Annotated in this window: 15 protein-coding genes; 6 read left to right on the top strand and 9 right to left on the bottom strand. The window is 61.8% G+C overall.

Annotation, left to right across the window (positions count from 1 at the left end; translation table 11 throughout):
- Positions 1 to 4: 4 nt before the first annotated feature.
- The 3 genes from JH15_RS02280 to JH15_RS02270 form a co-directional block, all read right to left on the bottom strand.
- Positions 5 to 859 carry an AAA family ATPase gene (locus JH15_RS02280; RefSeq protein WP_043526583.1) on the bottom strand — a complete coding sequence of 285 codons (855 nt, stop codon included), beginning with the start codon at positions 857 to 859 and terminating at the stop codon, positions 5 to 7.
- A gap of 59 nt (positions 860 to 918) precedes the next feature.
- Positions 919 to 1,704, bottom strand: a complete 786-nt coding sequence (locus JH15_RS02275) for a GGDEF domain-containing protein (RefSeq protein ID WP_052383858.1) — start codon at positions 1,702 to 1,704, stop codon at positions 919 to 921.
- 79 nt (positions 1,705 to 1,783) lie between these two features.
- Positions 1,784 to 3,583: an ABC transporter transmembrane domain-containing protein gene (locus JH15_RS02270; protein ID WP_043526582.1), complete on the bottom strand. Its 1,800-nt coding sequence runs from the start codon at positions 3,581 to 3,583 to the stop codon at positions 1,784 to 1,786.
- 126 nt (positions 3,584 to 3,709) lie between these two features.
- On the opposite strand from JH15_RS02270, the gene JH15_RS02265 reads away from it, so the two are divergent.
- From JH15_RS02265 to JH15_RS02250, 4 genes are all read left to right on the top strand, one after another.
- On the top strand, positions 3,710 to 4,681 hold the full coding sequence (locus tag JH15_RS02265; protein ID WP_043526580.1) for an XdhC family protein: 972 nt from the start codon (positions 3,710 to 3,712) through the stop codon (positions 4,679 to 4,681).
- A gap of 31 nt (positions 4,682 to 4,712) precedes the next feature.
- Positions 4,713 to 5,333: a nucleotidyltransferase family protein gene (locus JH15_RS02260; protein WP_231566355.1), complete on the top strand. Its 621-nt coding sequence runs from the start codon at positions 4,713 to 4,715 to the stop codon at positions 5,331 to 5,333.
- A 67-nt stretch (positions 5,334 to 5,400) separates the two neighbouring features.
- The gene (locus tag JH15_RS02255; RefSeq protein ID WP_052383857.1) at positions 5,401 to 5,904 is read left to right on the top strand and encodes a hypothetical protein; all 504 of its coding nucleotides are present in this window, start codon (positions 5,401 to 5,403) and stop codon (positions 5,902 to 5,904) included.
- A 178-nt stretch (positions 5,905 to 6,082) separates the two neighbouring features.
- Positions 6,083 to 7,792, top strand: coding sequence for a cation:proton antiporter (locus JH15_RS02250; RefSeq protein ID WP_043526578.1), 1,710 nt, complete (start codon positions 6,083 to 6,085; stop codon positions 7,790 to 7,792).
- A gap of 28 nt (positions 7,793 to 7,820) precedes the next feature.
- Here the strand turns inward: JH15_RS02250 and JH15_RS02245 are convergent, their stop codons facing one another.
- The 4 genes from JH15_RS02245 to JH15_RS02230 all read right to left on the bottom strand — a co-directional run bounded on the left by JH15_RS02245 (position 7,821) and on the right by JH15_RS02230 (position 11,582).
- On the bottom strand, positions 7,821 to 9,374 hold the full coding sequence (locus JH15_RS02245) for a cation:proton antiporter family protein (RefSeq protein ID WP_043526576.1): 1,554 nt from the start codon (positions 9,372 to 9,374) through the stop codon (positions 7,821 to 7,823).
- A 73-nt stretch (positions 9,375 to 9,447) separates the two neighbouring features.
- Positions 9,448 to 9,840, bottom strand: a complete 393-nt coding sequence (locus JH15_RS02240) for a gamma-glutamylcyclotransferase family protein (protein WP_052383856.1) — start codon at positions 9,838 to 9,840, stop codon at positions 9,448 to 9,450.
- Between the two features lie 106 nt (positions 9,841 to 9,946).
- Positions 9,947 to 10,852 (bottom strand): cation diffusion facilitator family transporter, encoded by a 906-nt coding sequence (locus tag JH15_RS02235; RefSeq protein ID WP_043526571.1) that lies wholly within the window; start codon positions 10,850 to 10,852, stop codon positions 9,947 to 9,949.
- Between the two features lie 157 nt (positions 10,853 to 11,009).
- Positions 11,010 to 11,582 carry a hemerythrin domain-containing protein gene (locus tag JH15_RS02230; RefSeq protein WP_043526569.1) on the bottom strand — a complete coding sequence of 191 codons (573 nt, stop codon included), beginning with the start codon at positions 11,580 to 11,582 and terminating at the stop codon, positions 11,010 to 11,012.
- 136 nt (positions 11,583 to 11,718) lie between these two features.
- Here JH15_RS02230 and JH15_RS02225 point away from each other — a divergent pair, with 136 nt between their 5' ends.
- Both JH15_RS02225 and JH15_RS02220 read left to right on the top strand, forming a co-directional pair.
- Positions 11,719 to 12,198, top strand: a complete 480-nt coding sequence (locus JH15_RS02225) for a GNAT family N-acetyltransferase (protein ID WP_043526568.1) — start codon at positions 11,719 to 11,721, stop codon at positions 12,196 to 12,198.
- Positions 12,199 to 12,234: 36 nt separating this feature from the next.
- Positions 12,235 to 12,846, top strand: coding sequence for a class I SAM-dependent methyltransferase (locus JH15_RS02220; protein ID WP_043526566.1), 612 nt, complete (start codon positions 12,235 to 12,237; stop codon positions 12,844 to 12,846).
- Here the strand turns inward: JH15_RS02220 and JH15_RS02215 are convergent.
- The gene (locus JH15_RS02215; RefSeq protein WP_052383855.1) at positions 12,838 to 13,263 is read right to left on the bottom strand and encodes a DCC1-like thiol-disulfide oxidoreductase family protein; all 426 of its coding nucleotides are present in this window, start codon (positions 13,261 to 13,263) and stop codon (positions 12,838 to 12,840) included. The genes JH15_RS02220 and JH15_RS02215 overlap by 9 nt on opposite strands.
- Complete coding sequence (locus tag JH15_RS02210; protein ID WP_043526564.1) at positions 13,247 to 13,753, bottom strand: CIA30 family protein; 507 nt, start codon at positions 13,751 to 13,753, stop codon at positions 13,247 to 13,249. Before JH15_RS02210 ends, JH15_RS02215 begins: the two co-directional genes overlap by 17 nt.
- Positions 13,754 to 13,768: the final 15 nt, after the last annotated feature.

The following is a 13,768-nucleotide window of genomic DNA, read 5'->3' as shown; positions in this document are numbered from 1 at the left end:
GGCGTCAGCGTCTCGTATTGCCTTGGCGACGCAGCATGAACGCCAGCCGCTCGAGCAGATGGGTATCCTGTTCGTTCTTTACCAGCGCGCCGGCAAGGGGCGGCAGGGCATCGGCCGGGTCGCGGCTGTACAGGGCCTCGCGCGCCAGGTCATCGGCCATCAGCAGTTTCAGCCAATCGACCAGCTCCGAGGTCGAGGGCTTTTTCTTCAAACCCGGCGCTTGCCTTAGATCGAAGAAGACTTCCAAGGCCTGCTGGACCAGCCGTGCTTCGATATCGGGGAAGTGCACGTCGACGATACGCCCCATCGTCTCGCGATCGGGAAAGTCGATGTAATGGAAAAAGCAGCGGCGCAGGAAGGCGTCGGGGAGCTCCTTTTCGTTATTGGAGGTGATGACGATGATCGGGCGATGACGGGCACGAACGGTACGATCGGTCTCGTAGACATAGAATTCCATCCGATCCAGCTCCTGGAGCAGGTCGTTGGGAAATTCGATGTCGGCCTTGTCGATTTCGTCGATCAGCAGCACGACGCGCTCATCGGCCTCGAAGGCTTCCCACAGCTTGCCGGGGCGAATGTAGTTGGCGACGTCGCCGACCCCCTCGATACCCAACTGCGAATCGCGCAAGCGGCTCACGGCGTCGTATTCATAAAGCCCTTGGGCGGCCTTGGTGGTCGACTTGACATGCCAGGTGATCAGCCGCGTGCCGAGCGAACTGGCCAACTCCTCGGCCAGCAGCGTCTTGCCTGTGCCGGGTTCGCCCTTGATGAGCAGTGGGCGCTCGAGGGTGACGGCGGCATTGACCGCCTGACGTAACGCATCCGTTGCGACATAGCTGGAAGTGCCTTGGAAGGCCATTGGTTTGCCTCTCGTACATCGTCATTAATTCAAACGAGTGTACGTAAGGCCTCCGGTGATCACAATTGTGCCGGTGCCGAAGACAGCGGCTGGGGGTGGGCATGCGCGGCGAGGGCGACACGCCGGCTGATGACACAGTTCCGTCCATGGGCCTTGCATTCATAGAGCGCGGCATCGGCCGTGGCGATCATGTCCTCGACGCTGACCGGCTCGCCGGGTGCCGTGGTGGAGACCCCGATACTGACCGTGACGACATCGGCCACCAGCGACCCCTGGTGCGGAAGCCCCGCGGCTTGCAGCATGCCACGCATGGCCTCGGCGAGGCGGGTGGCGTCATCCTCGCCGGCATCGAGCAGTACCACAAGAAACTCTTCGCCGCCCAGGCGAACGACGATATCCGTATCGCGGCGAAAGGTGTCGCGGAGTACATTAGCGATCACGCGCAGGCAATCGTCGCCGGCCTGGTGCCCGTAGAGGTCGTTGTAATCCTTGAAGTGATCGACATCGATCATCAACGCCGATACGGCATGCATCCATCGGCGGCTCATCGGCAGGGCGATCTCGAGACGTTGCTCGAGCAGACGCCGATTTCCCAACCCGGTCAGCGGGTCCTTGATGGTCTGCTGATGCAGACGATAATTGCTGTCCCTGAGCGCCTGCACCTTGTTGGCCAGGCGAGCGACCACGGGAGCGGCGCCAGGGGCACCGGGCAATTCGCCATACCCTGATTCGATTCCCGCCAGGAGCGCATGAAGGGGACGCCGGTAGCGCAAATGGACCACGACACCGGCCACCGCAGAGACCAAGACGGTAGCAATAAGTGCCACGATCAACGAAATAGGCATGGGCATCGGCTCGTTGGTGCCAGCGAAGTCTTCATAAAGGCTATCGGCGAGGGGGCAGCAAACTTAAATTAACAATTTATTACATGTTGCTGTCATCAGCCAGCGCGTCGACGTCACCATGGGCAAACTGCAAGGCGGCCAGATGCCGATACAAGGGGCTGGTGTCCAGAAGTTCACGGTGGGTACCCGCAGCCACGACACGACCCTGGTCGAACACCAGCAATCGATCGGCCGCGATGACGGTGGCCAGCCGATGGGCAACGACCAGGCTGGTGCGGTTTCGCATCAAACGATCGAGGGCGATCTGGACGATGCGCTCGCTCTCTGCATCGAGCGCACTGGTCGCCTCGTCGAGTAGCAAGACACGGGGGTTACGCAGCAGGGCACGGGCAATCGCCAGGCGTTGGCGTTGTCCGCCTGAAAGCTGAATTCCTCCGGGGCCCAGCGAGGTGTTGAACCCGTGAGGCAGGGCCTCGATGAAATCCAGGGCGTTGGCGTCGCGGGCGGCTTTCTCCAAGGCGCCAAGGCTGGCGGAGGGATCGCCGTAACGTAGGTTGTCGGCCACGCTGCCGGTGAACAGCACCGGCTCCTGTGACACCAGGCCAATCTCACGGCGCAGCACCTGGGGGTCCAGCTCGCGCAGGTCGATGCCATCCAGCGTTACTCGACCGCTATCGGGATCGTAGAAGCGCAGCAGTAATTGCAGCAAGGTGCTCTTGCCCGCGCCCGACGGCCCGACCAGCGCCACGCGCTCGCCCGGGGCGATGCTGATGTCCAGGTCCTGAATGGCAGGGCTCTCGGGGCGGCTGGGGTAGGCAAAACTCACCTGCTCGAAGGCGATGGCGCCGCGTGTCGGATGAGGCAAGGGGCGGGGGTGGTCCGGCGGCTGGATATGCGGCTCGGCATCGAGCAGCTCCAGCAGGCGTTCCGCCGCCCCCGCTGCCCGCTGCACGTCGCCGGCCACTTCAGCCAGGGAGGCGACGGCACCCGCAGCCAGCACGGCGTAAAACACGAAGGCCGAGAGTTCACCGGCGCTCATGCGTCCGGCAAGGACCTCATGGCCCCCTTGCCAGAGCATCACACCCACGGCACTGAACACCACCAGCATGGCAATTCCCGTCAGCCAGGCACGTTGCTGGGTGCGTTCCACGGCGGCGTCGAAGGCCGACTCGACGCGTTGGCCATACGCCTGGCGATCGGTGTCCTCGTGACCGAAGGCCTGGACGGTGCGTATACCGGTCATGGCTTCGCCGGCGTAGCGGCCGAGTTCGGCGATGCGGTCCTGACTGTCCCGTGACAGCCGCCTGACGCGACGGCCGTACCAGAGTATCGGCAGCACAGTAGCGGGAATGCCCAGGAGAACCAGCGCCGATAACCACGGCTGGGTCAACACCATGAGCACGATGGCGCCGATCAGCATCAGGGCGTTGCGCAGCGCCACCGAAAGCGAGGAGCCGAACAGGGTCTGAATGATGCCGGTATCCGCCGTCAGGCGGGACTGGATCTCGCCGGCGCCTTTCAAGGCCAGCGAGTCGCGCTCGAAGAAGTCGGGTTCGAGGGTCAGTATGTGATCGAAGACCTGGCGGCGAAGATCGGCCGCCAGGCGCTCGCCGATCCAGGTGATCAGGTAATAGCGTCCCGCCGAGGCGACCGCCAGGATCGAGACCACGACCAGCACGCCGAGCAGCGCCTGGTTCAGGCGTGAGGCGTTCTCGGCCATGAAGCCCTGATCGATCACCAGACGCAGCCCCTGGCCCATGAGGAGGACGCTGCCCGAGGCGATCAGCAAGGCGATTCCGGCTAGTGTCAGGCGTAGGCGATACGGTTTTAACAGCCCGAGCAGGCGAAACAGGACGCGGGGATTCGAGCGTGAACGCATGAGGCAATCCTGATGAAGGTGAGGGCTGAATACTAGCAACCGGTGGGCCGGGATGCAGGTCCAAGGTAAAACCCTGCTATCGTGATGGCCACTGGATACCGTCAGGGACGAACGGATGAATTCGACATGCAGCATCTAGATGTGCAGGTCATCGAGCAGGCCCTTGCCTGGGCCAGGGACGGTGACCCTGTGTGGTTATGTACGGTACTCGCAACCTTCGGCTCGTCACCCCGCGAGCCGGGATCGCTGTTGGTCGCGCGTCGCGATGGTCAGCATGTGGGGTCGCTTTCGGGGGGGTGTGTCGAAGAGAATTTCCTGGCGCGGTTGCGTGACGGTGCGTTCGATACGCCCATCACCACACATCGCTATGGCGAGGGAGGCGATAGCGGTGTCGAACTGCCGTGTGGCGGTCGTCTCGACGTGCTCATCGAGCGTCTCGAACCGACACCGGCTACCTTGACTCACCTTGAAGTTCTACATGCCACCTTGTTGGGCCGGCGCCCCCTGGTTCGCCATGTCGCGCTGGATTCCGGGCGCGTCTATCTGCGTGAAGACGAGGGTTTGGGGCCACGGGTCGAGCGGATAGAGAGTGGGGATAAGGTCAGGATACGCATCGGTCCGGCCGCCCGATTGATCATAGCGGGGATCTCTCCAGTGTCGCGGGCCTGTGCCGAGTTCGCGCTGGGACTTGGCTTTGAGGTCATCGTCTGCGATCCGCGTGCCGAGGCTCGGCGCGGGTTCGACCTGCCCGGCGTCGAAGTGCAGTCGGTGCTCCCTTCGCTATTCATTGCCTCGGGGGCCTGCCACGCCGCTACCGCCGTCGTGGCACTGACCCACGATCCACGCATCGACGACCTGGCGATGATCGAAGCCGTGCGTACCGAGGCGTTCTACATCGGTGTGATGGGGTCTCGCCAGACCTCCGAGGCGCGTGCCGAGCGCCTGGGCCGGTCCGGCGGGCTGGACGATGATGCCCTGAAGAAAATTCAGATGCCCATCGGCCTGGCGCTGGGAAGCAAGACCCCCGCCGAGATCGCCCTGGCGGTGATGGCCGACATCGTTCGCGTCCGACGTGGCCGCCCCCGCGATGCCCTCTAGCCAGGTAACGCAGCCGCTAGTCGGACTGATCATGGCCGCAGGCCGCTCGCGGCGCTTTGGCGAACGGGACAAACGCCTGGCGCAATTGCCCAATGGCGCTTCATTGCTCGAATCCGTGCTCGTCCTGGCGCAACGACACTATGCCTCGGTCAGGGTGGTGGTGCGTGCCGATGACGATCTCGCTGCCCTCGGCCTGCGTGACGATACGCCTGTGGTTATAAGTGCCCATGCCGATCGAGGCCTGGGCGCCAGCCTGGCCGCGGCCTTCGAGGCCCTACAGCGTGACCCCACGCTGGCCGATAGCCAGGCCGCTGCCGTCATGCTCGCCGACATGCCTTTCCTGCAAGGAACGACGCTGCAGGAGCTCAACTGCGCTGCGTCTGCGTCGCGTATTGTCAGGCCGGTTCGTGCCGGACGAGCGGGGCATCCCGTCCTCTTCGGGCGGGATCTGTGGGCTTCGCTAAGCCTATTGAAAGACGGGCGAGGGGGGCGCAGCGTGATTCAGGCAAACCAGGCGCGCCTCATCGAGATCGAGGTAGACGATCCAGCGATCCATCAGGATATCGATGTGCCTGCCGATCTTCCCACTGGCAACGACCCTTCCCAGGCCCCCACTAGCGTGGAAAGCCCGCCGACACCGCAAGGTTTGTAACGACTCTGTTTCTGGCTATGATTCGCTTCGTTATCGCCACAGGGGCGGTATACGCAGGGAAACACGAATGAATAACCAGAAAAATCGCCACCGTCACTGCCGTCTTGCTGGAACTGTCCTGGGCGTGATCGCACTGGGCATGACGGCTACCGTCTCGGCCGATCCCGACTGGAGGGCCGCACCAACCTACGACACCGTCACGCTGTCTGCCGGGTTCTCGCCTGACCCTAGCCAGATATGGCTGGACGCCGGCGGCAGCAGCCCGGTCACCTCGAACCTGGGGCCCAATTGCACCGGCTACATCCATCAGGAAGCGCCGGATGTCGACCTGAATTACACCGCCGGCAGCTATCCGCTTTACATCTACGTGAAGTCCGGCGGCGACACGACACTGGTGGTCAATGCGCCCGACGGTCGCTGGTACTGCAACGACGACTTCATGGACCTGGACCCCATGGTGGTGTTCTCCAACCCGGCCAGCGGCATGTATAACATCTGGATCGGCGTGCATGGCAGCGACGAACTCGAGGATGCACTGCTCAACATCAGTGAAAATAACCCGTCGCGTTGAAGGCAAACGACGCGGGGCTCGGTTGCTGACTACCCTACGACAACAGGCGGCCCCTGTGCTCCTGCCGAGCGGTTACTGTTGTCGTGGGCCTTGATACCCATCAAGACACGCCCATACCGATACGGTAGGCTCGCACTATCAGGAATTCTGGCAGCACAGGGAGGAATGGAACGCCGCCATGCCTATCGACTTCTCTTTTTTACACGGCTCACCCTTCTTCGAAGTCACCGGCCTGTTGGTACTGGTGGCTTTCATCGGATTCATTGGCATATTGCTACGCCAACCATTGATCGTCGGCATGATCGCTGCCGGGGTCTTGGCTGGTCCAGCGGCGCTGGGCATCGTCGAATCCCATGAAAGCATCGAACTGCTGGCCGAACTAGGCATTGCCGTTCTGCTGTTCCTGGTTGGCCTCAAGCTCGATCTGAATTTGATCCGCACCCTCGGGGTCGTCTCGCTGGCAACGGGGCTGGGCCAGGTCATGTTCACGTCGCTGTTCGGCTTCGGTATCGGTCTGGCCATGGGACTGGACGTGGTCACCGCGCTCTACGTGGCCGTCGCGCTGACCTTCTCCAGCACCATCATCATCGTCAAGCTGTTGTCGGATAAGCGTGAAGTCGACTCACTGCATGGGCGTATCGCCATCGGCTTCCTGATCGTCCAGGACCTGTTCGTTGTCGTGGCCATGATGGTGCTGTCAGCATTTGGCGTGGGTTCCCAGGCAGAAACCGGGGGGTCGGGCTGGGGTCAGATTGCCTTGTTGTTCGTCTATGGGGGCGTCGCGTTGGTGCTGGTGGGGCTGTTCATTCGCTACCTGGCGACGCCATTGGTGTCGCGAATGGCGCGTTCGACGGAACTCTTGATCACCTTCGCGCTGGCTTGGGCAGCGCTGCTTGCCGCGCTGGCCGAGTCGCTTGGCTTCGGCAAGGAACTCGGGGGGCTGCTGGCAGGCATCTCCTTGGCCTCCACGCCGTTTCGTGAAGCCATCGTGTCGCGTCTCTCGCCCCTGCGTGATTTCCTGTTGCTGTTCTTCTTCATCGATCTCGGTTCCCAACTCGATCTGGGTCTGTTGGGAGCGCAGGTCGCTCCGTCGCTGGTATTTTCGCTATTCGTTCTGATCGGCAACCCGCTGATCGTGGTAGCGATCATGGGTTACATGGGGTACCGCAAGCGCACGGGCTTTCTGGCCGGCCTGACGGTCGCCCAGATTAGCGAATTCTCGCTGATCTTCATTTCGATGGGGGTCGCGCTAGGTCATGTGACATCCGAGTCACTAGGCCTGGTAACGCTGGTTGGGCTGATTACCATCGCCTTGTCGGTCTACATGATTACCTACTCGCATCGTTTATATCGCTGGGTCGAGCCGGTGCTCGGCATCTTCGAGCGCCGCGATCCAGTGCGCGAGTTGCGTGTAGAAGAGCAGATCGACAATGCGCAGCCCTACGATGCGATTCTCTTTGGCCTGGGGCGCTACGGTAATGCCATTGCCCACTTCCTCGGTGAGCGCGGCTGGCGCCTGCTGGCCATCGACTTCAATCCCGATGAGGTACGTCGTTGGCGAAAGCGGGGTATCGATGCCATGTATGGCGATGCCTTCGATCAGGAGTTCCTCGGCTCCCTGCCGTTGGGGGAGGTGAACTGGGTCATTTCGGCCATGCCTCAGCATGACCTGGGTCTGACCCATGAAGATCCGCGGTTGGTACTCATAGATAGCCTCAAACAACAACACTATGCAGGCCGGATTGCCGTCTCAACTCAGCAGTTGCATGACCACGAGACACTCCGCAAGCGCGGTGCAGATGTCGTGTTGCTACCGTTCTATGATGCCGCCGAACGTGCCGTGGAGCGGATCATGACCACGGCGGAGCGTGACTCAAACGAGCGGTGAAGGAAGAGCAACGCGCTAGTCAACGAGGTCAGCGGTCTCCAGTGGGCAGGGCCTCCCATGTCTTTTCGGCAAGGCCGATGCCAGCGCCCGTCATGGTCAGGTAAGTCTCGCTGGCCCCGGCCTCGAGTAGCTTGGCCGTTTCATCGTCATACATCGAGTGTGTCACGATGGGGCCGGTAAACCCGAGCCTGCGCAGTTGCCGGGCGGCGATCAGCTTACCTTCGAGCTCCGGCATGGTCAGTACCACGCCACGCAAACGGGAGATGTCCACGCCATGCCAGAAGCTGACATCCTCGGCATCGGCATACACCACGTTTCGTCCCGCCTTTCTGTGATGCTCAGCCTTATCCGGATCGGCATCCAGACCGATCAGCTGTTGCCCATGACCGGCGAGAAAATCATACGCTGCGGTACCGGTGCGTCCCATGCCCATGATCATCAAATCGGCGTCGCCGAGTGATGCAGGTTGCTCGTCCGGATGCATCGAGCTGGTCTCGAAGCGCTTCAGGAATCTCTCAAGGCGGTCGAACAGTGGGTGAGCCAGACGATTCAATGGTGCGGCCACTACGAAGGAGAGCGCGACGGTAAGTGCCAGCGGAACGAGCCATTCTTCCAGCACATTGGCCGCGACGATCAGGCCGAATTCGCTGTAGCAGGTCAGGCTCAACGCCCCTAGGAAGGCATTGCGAGCCCGCAAGCGGAACAAGGTGAGCAGGAAGAAGAACAACAGTCCCTTGATGGGGAGTGCCAACGCCATGATCACTGCAAAGGTCAAAGCCCGCTCATCTGGCAATCCGGCCATGCCGATCTGCAGGAAGAAGCCGACCAATAGCATCTCCTTCAGCCCCCACAACGACTGATAAAGCTCTTGCGCACGTGAATGGCCGGAAAGCATGGCCCCCATGACCAGCGCTCCAAGCTCTGAACTCAGGCCGACCGATTCGAAGCCCATACCGCCCACCGCGATGGCCAGCACAACACCGGCCAGCAATAGCAACTCCTCGTGGCCGGCGATATCCATGAGCTTATAAAGCAGTGGCTTGAACAAGGGTAAGGCAAAGACCAGCACAGCCCAGATCGAGGGGGAGTGGCCCCCGGCGACGCTGAGTACGGCCAGGGCGATCAAGTCCTGAATGATCAGGATGCCGATGGCCACCCGGCCGTGAAATGCGCGCAACTCACGTTTGGATTCCAGTACCTTGGCGGCCAGCACCGTGCTGGAAAAGGCCAGTGCGATCGCCAGCATCAGCGCCGTCTGACGTTCCAGATCCATGAAGAAATAGATGCCCAGGCCGAAGATGACCACGGTCAGCGTGAAGTGCAGCAGCGCGCCGCCTAGTACGACTGGTTGGGCCAGGCTTTTCACTTTTAACTTCAGGCCCACCGTGAACAGCAGCAGCAATACCCCCAGATGGGCGACGTGCTCCAGTACCTCTCCCGTTTCGCTGGGTAGGCCCACCGCAGGGCCATAGGCGTTGAGTGCGAAGCCGGCGACCAGGAAACCCACCAATGGCGGGAGCCCGATCTGGCGCACCAGCACGCCGAACACAAAGGCAAACGAAAGCGAGATGACTTCTATCAAGGTGATCTTCCCTGTCAGGAATCAGGACGTTAGGTGCCCCCAGTGTACGCCATGGCAGGGGGCGGCTGTAGCGTCACGCCGAGTTCGGCCAGCCTCCGGCACGAATGGCGCGGCGGCCTCGAACGTCGGGGTTATATAGATAAAGCCAGGCGGGCCCGAAGGCGGTGCGATGGATGGCGCGATCGTACATTCCCTGGGCAGGGGCACGTACGCGGTAGTCCTCCAGGAGGTCCAGGGCCGTCATCAAGCGGGCATTGACCTTGAAGACCTCGACCTCGATGCCTCTGGAGCGCTCGGGCTTGGCGCCGGGGTAAGGCCCCAGGTCGTAGAGGGTGGCGGATGTGATGACGTCGGGCCCGACGAACTCGGCACCGTCCAGAACATGGTGGTTGCTCAGGCCGCGCTTCAAGGTGCCGTAGACGGCTACCAGGGGCGTGCGCTGAATGGCAAGGGTCGGCGAATGCATAGTGAATTAGCGTGTCCGTATCCGTGTTCGTCGATTGATGAGCCCACATCTTAGCAAGCCTTGCCAGGGTCGCCGTCAAGCCAGAGCACTGGCGTCCTGCACCCGGTCAGGTCCACCTGGGATCGGCCGTAAACGACACCGTGAACCACCGCCGTTCGGGCGGAATCGAGAACCCGGCGGTGATCTGTTCGCGAATCTCGTCGAGCAGGGCGACGCCGGCATCAGCGGCGAATTCCGGCGCGGTGACGATATGAATCTCGATGAAGTGACCCCGTCCGCTCTTGGCCACATGGCTGAAGTAATCCAGGAGTCCCTCGCGCTGCATCACCGGCAGCATGGCGTCATGTACCTCTCGATCCAGACCGCTGGGAGCGACCAGGAAGATCTCGCGTAGGGCGCGACGAACGATGCCGATGGGCACTGGGATGAAGCAGAGCGTGAGAATCGACAGCAGCAGGGAGTCCACATAGGGCGTCAGGTGGGCATAAGCGGTGCGTTCCAGCACCAGCGCGATGGCAAAGGCCACGATCAACGCCGCGGTGATCAGCCCCGCCATCAACCAGCCCTGCATATCGATACGCAGGAATTCGGAATCCACCCGCTTGTTGATGCGTCTTTCATAGGCATAAAGCGTGAAGCAGGCGCAGGTCACCACCACCGCATAAACCATCGCCAGGCCGAAGGCGAGCTCGCGGCCTCCCTCCATCAAGCCTTGGAGGCCATTCAGGAAGGCATAAAAACACAGCAATAGCAGAATGCTGCCGTTGAGTGCCGCTGCCATGGGTTCGATATGCCAGAAGCCGTGCTGAAAGCGCTGGCTCGCCTCGCGCATCGCCAGCCGTGCAACCAGCAGAGCCAGCCCTGACATTGCCGCGTCGATGGTCGAGAACACCCCGTCGAAGAGGATCGATTGGGAGCCGGCCAGCAAGCCGAACGTGACCCCCAGGGCCGATACGGCCAGGGTGGTGACGATGGATAGCTTCAGAGTGCGTTGTTCGAGCGCGGCAGACATGGCATTTCGCCTGGAGAAAAGCCTATCAGTCTAGCCGAGTGACGTAGGCCGGGGAATGGACATGACGAATGGCGCTGGCAGTGGGGAAAGGCGAGGAGGCGCTGATACACGAAAGTGGCCAGCGCCATGCCAAGGCATGGGCTGGCCAATGCTGTTATCAGCCGGTACGTCCGGTGAGTTTGTCACGCAGCCGATCGATCATGCCCACGCCTGCGCCGACGCTCTTGTGAAAGAGTTCGGAGTGCGGCGCGCTGGGGTGCGGGCGGGTCGGGGCCATTTTCTTGGCTTTCTCCACCTTGTTGCCCATCTCGACGAGTTCCTCGGCGGGGATATGCGCACGAAGCTTGGGAAACTGATCCGACTCCTCGTCATCAGCATGGTGATCCAGCTTGTCCTTAAGCTCCCGCACCCGCTGCATGAACTCCGGGGTGGAGGCGTCGGCATCTTCCAACTGCTTCATCACCTTGACGATCTCGTCGTGCTCTTCCTTGTCGTGCTCGACCTCTTCGGTCCCGTTGGTCAGCCGTTTCTCCATGACCGGGTAGACATACATCTCCTCGGCCACGGAGTGGCGCATGACCTCGGCAATCAGCGTGTCGGCAAGCTCCCGACGCTGGTCCGGCTGTGTCGCATGTTCGATCTGCGCGATCAGGTCCAGCATGTCGCGGTGATCGCTGGTAAGAATATGAACGACATCCGCGTTGGTCTGACTTCCGTTGTGCTCTGCCATGAGTTCTCCTCCTTTGAGTCACGTCACGGGCTTCGCCCGTCCCCTCAAGCTAGCAGTGAGGCTCGGCAGGGGCCAAGTAAGACGGCGATATGCGGCTGCGCTGGCAGCAGGCGACGAATATCGGGATACTATCGGCATGACGAGACCTATACACATCGCCCGCATCGAGCCCGATTCCCCGCATCTTTCCACCCTGGCCGAGTGGGGCCATGCGACCTGGGGCTACCTCAACCCCCAGCAGAGCCTGGCTGCCGCCCGAGTGGTCCTGCGTTCCGAGTGCGGCAGCGCTGGCGTGCCCTCGGTATTCGCCGCCATGGACGGTGAAACGCCGGTCGGCATGGCCAGCCTGATTGCCGACGACATGAACGACCGGGACGAACTGGGCCCGTGGCTCGCCTCGGTCTTCGTGCTGCCCGAGCGGCGGCGCCAAGGCATCGCTTCGCAGCTGGTGCGTCGTGTCGAGGAAGAAGCGTGGGACAACGGCTACGACCGTGTCTACCTGTTCACGCCCGACCAGCAAGCGCTTTATCGCCGGTTGGGGTGGCGCGACATGGAGAAGGATGAATACCGCGGTCAGGCGGTGACGATCATGTTTCGTGAGTTCATTGAGACCTGACTGGCCGTCTGCGTTCGATAAGCCATAGGAGCCTCGATGCGAAGCTTCATTTATGACGCGCTGATCCTGAAGCTCACCTCACGCTGGTATGCCGAGGTGCTGAGGCGCGTACCCCAAGACACGACACTATTGGATGTAGGGATCGGTACTGCCGGCGCCTTGCTGGCGAACGCCAAGCTCGTCGAGCAGAAGCGCCTGCGGATTACCGGCATCGATATCGATGCCGACTACATCGAACGCGCCCGGCAACGGCTCGATGGTTCATCCATTGCCGACCGGGCCGAGGTACGTCTCGAGTCCGTCTACGATCACCGGGGCGGGCCCTACGACGCCGTGTATTTCTCCGCCAGCTTCATGCTGCTGCCCGAGCCCGAGAAAGCGTTGCGTCTTTGCTGCGGGTTGTTGCGTCCCGGTGGACGCATCTTCTTCACGCAAACCATTCAACAGAAGCCCGACCGGTGGATGGAATCACTCAAGCCGCTGCTCAAGCGTGTCACGACCATCGATTTCGGCCATGTGACCTACGAGGCGGACTTCAAGGCACAGGTCCGCGCCGCCGGCCTGGAGCTCGAGGAATTCACCACCCTGACGAACCACGGAAGTCGGGCTTCGTGTCTGGCCGTAGCAAGTCAAAAGCAGTCAACGTAGGTTTCCGATTCGTGATTTCCTGAGCACCTTCAACAACCCGTTCCGACCTGCCTTGAGGAGCGGATAGATTCTTGCCGTACGACGCGGGTCGGCAAACAGGCGATACATCAGTCGGTTGAACACGCCGCTGCGGGTGCCGAGCAGGGTGAGGCGGTGCAGGGCCTCGCTGCCGTGGTACCAGCGATCGCCGACTTGCAGGGCGAAACCCTGGTCCAGGTCGATACCCAGCTCGGCTAGCTCCCGGCGTGCTTCGCTGTCCTGCCGGGCATCGATCAATTCGAGTTCTCCGACGTCGCGGCGAACGCGCTGCCAGCGAACGTATCGACTGCAGATGGGGCATTCGCCGTCATACACCAGGCGCAGCCGGGAATGCGACGAGGGCTCGCTGCCTGTCGTTGCTTCAGGAGCGTTTGGCATCAAGCGTACTCACTCGTGAAATTTCCAGACGGAAGGGGCCATCCGTGCGGTCGGCGATAAGGAGTCCGATCTGCTGGATGTCGTTCGGCTCCAGGGGTGGGGCGTCTTGTATCAAGCGACCCCGGAACACCGCTTCGAAGGCGCTCCAAGGGAGTGCGATACGCTGCCATTCGTCACCCTGTGGCTGGAACACGGCGCGGTAGGCACCCCCGTCGGTGAGCTGAGGGGTATAGACACGCAGTTGGTAGCGGCGCCCATCCCCTCGCACCTCGACGCACAGCCCGGCATGGTCTCCCAATCGAAAGGGCTCGGGTGTGCGGCGAGCCGAGGCAAAGCCGCCGCCGTTGGTCAGCGTCATTTCTCCTGCGAAGACCACATATCCCGATTCGGCGTGCAGGGCGCTGTCTGACTGACCGCCCATGATACCGTCGTTGATGGGCCGCCAGCGCGTGGCTTCCTCCGTGTCGCTGAAATCGATCAGAATTGGCATCGTACGTTCATCCCT

Source organism: Litchfieldella xinjiangensis (genome assembly GCF_000759345.1).
Lineage (GTDB): Bacteria > Pseudomonadota > Gammaproteobacteria > Pseudomonadales > Halomonadaceae > Litchfieldella_A > Litchfieldella_A xinjiangensis.
This window is presented reverse-complemented; position numbering and strand designations above follow the sequence as displayed.

Coding starts and splice junctions, on each gene's coding strand:
- JH15_RS02240 (WP_052383856.1), bottom strand. CDS start 9,840: ATGCATTCGCCGACCCTTGCCATTCAGCGCACGCCCCTGGTAGCCGTC.
- JH15_RS02220 (WP_043526566.1), top strand. CDS start 12,235: ATGCGAAGCTTCATTTATGACGCGCTGATCCTGAAGCTCACCTCACGC.
- JH15_RS02235 (WP_043526571.1), bottom strand. CDS start 10,852: ATGTCTGCCGCGCTCGAACAACGCACTCTGAAGCTATCCATCGTCACC.
- JH15_RS02250 (WP_043526578.1), top strand. CDS start 6,083: ATGCCTATCGACTTCTCTTTTTTACACGGCTCACCCTTCTTCGAAGTC.
- JH15_RS02215 (WP_052383855.1), bottom strand. CDS start 13,263: ATGCCAAACGCTCCTGAAGCAACGACAGGCAGCGAGCCCTCGTCGCAT.
- JH15_RS02280 (WP_043526583.1), bottom strand. CDS start 859: ATGGCCTTCCAAGGCACTTCCAGCTATGTCGCAACGGATGCGTTACGT.
- JH15_RS02230 (WP_043526569.1), bottom strand. CDS start 11,582: ATGGCAGAGCACAACGGAAGTCAGACCAACGCGGATGTCGTTCATATT.
- JH15_RS02265 (WP_043526580.1), top strand. CDS start 3,710: ATGCAGCATCTAGATGTGCAGGTCATCGAGCAGGCCCTTGCCTGGGCC.
- JH15_RS02210 (WP_043526564.1), bottom strand. CDS start 13,753: ATGCCAATTCTGATCGATTTCAGCGACACGGAGGAAGCCACGCGCTGG.
- JH15_RS02255 (WP_052383857.1), top strand. CDS start 5,401: ATGAATAACCAGAAAAATCGCCACCGTCACTGCCGTCTTGCTGGAACT.
- JH15_RS02270 (WP_043526582.1), bottom strand. CDS start 3,583: ATGCGTTCACGCTCGAATCCCCGCGTCCTGTTTCGCCTGCTCGGGCTG.
- JH15_RS02275 (WP_052383858.1), bottom strand. CDS start 1,704: ATGCCTATTTCGTTGATCGTGGCACTTATTGCTACCGTCTTGGTCTCT.
- JH15_RS02225 (WP_043526568.1), top strand. CDS start 11,719: ATGACGAGACCTATACACATCGCCCGCATCGAGCCCGATTCCCCGCAT.
- JH15_RS02260 (WP_231566355.1), top strand. CDS start 4,713: ATGGCCGCAGGCCGCTCGCGGCGCTTTGGCGAACGGGACAAACGCCTG.